Raw genomic sequence first — 2,721 nt, 5'->3', positions numbered from 1 at the left:
TATATTTATCTGTTAACGTGTATAAATAAGTGATTCTTCCTTATTTTTAAGAATTCTAAATGAAGAAACCACCAACGCCATAATAAGTACAACTGTCATGAAGCCAATAACAATAAACATCATATCACTAGAAACATGCACATTCAGACTCGTAAGTGTCTTATTAAAGCCATCTACTTCAGCACCTGCTCCTAATTGACTTGATACGCCCTGACTTGCTAGTTGTTTAGTTATATCTCCTGTCACCCCATTTAAGATTGTATGACCAAATGACTGTGCTAAAGCACCAGAAACAAAGTAAGCAATAAGATAAGATGGTATCATCATCCATACTAATTCTGTCATCAATTGACCAAAAATTCTCATTTTTGTCATACCTAACGAAAGCATAATAGCTATTTCTTTCTTTCTTGCATTAAGCCAGAGCATAAGAAGAAGCGCAACAACTATTCCAGCAAAAATCAATGCACCATAAAATAATTTATCGGCCATTCCATATAGAGATGAAATAGACATCTGTAAAGCTGGATAATTAGAAACACCATTTATCAGAACATAATTTCTCCAATCAATATCAAGCTTCTCTAATACTTTGATGACCTGTTTTAAATCATATTGACCTTTCACAAAGAAAGTAGCGTCTTGATAAACAGCTGTCTTTTCTGTTTCACCATATACCTGTGCTGCACTATGCACATCAGTGATTAAAGTATTTTCATATAGTTCCTGGGGTGCACTTGCGCCACCCTTATTATGCCCATCAAAGAGGCCCTTAATTTCTACTTCAACAATCTCATCTGCCTGCTTTTCATTATCCGCATCATATAAATTTGATTTGATTTTAAGATGGTCTCCTACCTTTAAATGATTCTTTAAAGCAAGATCCTTATGCATCAAAATCTTATTTCTATCACCAGCTTTAAGATGCTCTCCTTCTACTAATTTATAAGCCCCTGATACAAACTTATTTTCTTTTGAAGAATCATTCACACCTGTAAGCATTACTGTACTTTTAAAGTTTTTTGCTCTTTCAGGTGATTGATAAGCCAATGTTTCAGGTGTTTCTACAATATCATAATCCACTAAATCCGCTACACTATTGATTCTCTTTACATAAGAATCAATCTCTTTACACTGAGCAATCTGGCTAATATCCTGTCCTTTTACATTGCCTCCGCCTCTAGGCGTTCCAGGATTATATTGTCTATTGATTTCCATTGAAAAACTATTTGTGATATTTCCTAAACTCTTCTTAGACGAAAGATCTGTGGCATCTTTTAAGGCTAAGCCTAATACACCTAATGTAGACATGATTGCAATCACAGATATCATAATAAGTGATTTAAGTTTTTTTCTTGTTACATAAGCCCATGCATTTTTGATCATATACTTCTCTCCCATTAAACAATCTGTAATTTCTTATCCTTAAGTTCTAGAACAACATCTGCACTTTGAGCAAGTTGTTTGCTATGAGTCACAACAATCACACACTTATTGCGTTCTTTCGCCATCTTCTTCAATATTGTGATTATTTCATCTGCTGTATTCTCATCTAAATTCCCTGTTGGTTCGTCTGCAAGAATGACAGGTGCTTTAGATGCTAAGGCACGTGCAATAGCAACTCTTTGCTGCTGTCCACCAGAAAGTTTCATAACATTTCTTTTTATCTGATTTGGATTCAAGCCTAATTCGATCAATATTGAGGAAGATGCTTTTTTATCAACCAATCTCACATTTTCTAATGGTGTCAAATAATCAATCAAATTATAATTTTGAAAGACCAAGGAAATATGATGTCTTCGATGATAACTATAACCTTTTTGTTTAATATCTTCTTGTTCAAAAAGAATATGTCCCTCTTGTGGTTCATCTAATCCTGCCAATAATGACAATAATGTTGATTTGCCTGCACCAGAGGCACCAATAATGGCATAGAACTGGCCGCTTTCAAATGTCTGATTCACATCTTCTAAAATATTCTCTCTTGTATTCTTATAGCGATAGCTTACATTATCTATTTCTAATATAGTCATATTAATCTCCTAACTCATTTTTGATAAAATCTCTTGGGGCTTCTTTATTAAAAACATTCCACATGTCGTTATAACTGAAATGATGATTACACCTGCTAGAATCCCATAACTTCCTATAAAAGTCATTCCTTCTTGTCTGAATCCATATTCAAGTAATAGAGAATATGCATTCTTTAATAAAACATTGATCACATATTTCAGGAATATATGACCTAATCCAAAAGAAAGAACCGCCGCTGGTATTGAAACAAATAATAATTCACAAATAAATTGACCAAGAATTTCCGATTTGTGGAATCCTACTGATAACAAAATACCTATTTCATAAAGTCTCTCTCTTAACCATAAAATTAAAATTAAAGAAAGAACGACAAGTGCAACAACAATTAAAGAACATACAATCACTTTTATAATATATTGTATATGTGTAATTGCCTCTAATGTTTCCTCATATGTCTGCGTATCCATTTCAACAAAATCATCTGGATGATTCTTTTCTAATTGCTTCATCATTAAACGGGTATCCTTTAAATGATCAAAGTACATGATTATTTTATGAACATTGTTTGTCTGTTGTGAAGAATAATCCATAAACAACATATTTTCACTAAAATCTGATGTTAAACCTGTATATCTTTCTTGTTTCTTACCAGAAAAAATACCAATAATCTCATATTTCTTATTATTG

3 protein-coding genes are annotated in these 2,721 nt (G+C 32.7%); all 3 read right to left on the bottom strand.

What is annotated here, in order from left to right; genetic code table 11:
- Positions 1-12: 12 nt before the first annotated feature.
- Positions 13-1,386, bottom strand: a complete 1,374-nt coding sequence (locus ACT8VG_RS09705) for an ABC transporter permease (RefSeq protein ID WP_195921003.1) — start codon at positions 1,384-1,386, stop codon at positions 13-15.
- A gap of 14 nt (positions 1,387-1,400) precedes the next feature.
- Entirely contained in the window at positions 1,401-2,033 is a 633-nt protein-coding gene (locus ACT8VG_RS09700; protein ID WP_187012608.1) for an ABC transporter ATP-binding protein, read from the bottom strand.
- A gap of 9 nt (positions 2,034-2,042) precedes the next feature.
- Positions 2,043-2,721: ABC transporter permease (locus tag ACT8VG_RS09695; RefSeq protein WP_444195743.1), on the bottom strand; the 679-nt coding region annotated here is incomplete at its 5' end.

Origin of the sequence: Catenibacterium sp., assembly GCF_052354645.1 — a bacterium.
Taxonomy (GTDB): domain Bacteria; phylum Bacillota_I; class Bacilli_A; order Erysipelotrichales; family Coprobacillaceae; genus Catenibacterium; species Catenibacterium mitsuoka_A.
This window is presented reverse-complemented; position numbering and strand designations above follow the sequence as displayed.